Annotated in this window: 1 protein-coding gene; it reads right to left on the bottom strand. The window is 47.3% G+C overall.

The window, feature by feature from the left end:
• The coding region (locus tag A3729_RS04180) for a MotA/TolQ/ExbB proton channel family protein (protein WP_197475551.1) at positions 1 to 466 on the bottom strand (466 nt) is incomplete at its 3' end.
• Positions 467 to 482: the final 16 nt, after the last annotated feature.

The following is a 482-nucleotide window of genomic DNA, read 5'->3' as shown; positions in this document are numbered from 1 at the left end:
GCTGAAAGGCCTCAATCATACCAAGCACGGTTCCCATCAAACCTAGTAATGGGCTTAAGGTGGCAATGACTTCCAATGGCTTCAGCAATCCGCGCAAGTCCATGATGATTTGATTGGCTTGGCGTGTCAGCTCTCGCTCAAGAATGTTTTGATCTTCGTTGGCTAGGTGACCATCCATGGCATGAAGAACTAGCTTTGGAATGGCTTGCTTATTGTCTAAGGTATTGAGTGCCTCGTCATAACGGCCTTGTTCCCATGCGGACAAGCTGGCTTCCCACTCTGCACTTTGTTCGACCTTCGCCGAAAAGTACTGCCAACATTTCAACAAAACGATAGACAGGGATATTACCGAAAGGGCAAGAAGAATCCAGACGACTGGGCCACCGATATTCAATAGTTCAATCAGAGGGTCAAGCATATTAGCGTTCAAGTTACTTGCTTGGTTGGGAGTAATTTCGGCTTGCATGTGGGGGGATTCCAAA

The sequence above is a fragment of the Oleiphilus sp. HI0043 genome (assembly GCF_001634935.1).
Note: the sequence above shows the minus strand (reverse complement) of the source record. Positions and strands in the feature narration are given on the sequence as shown.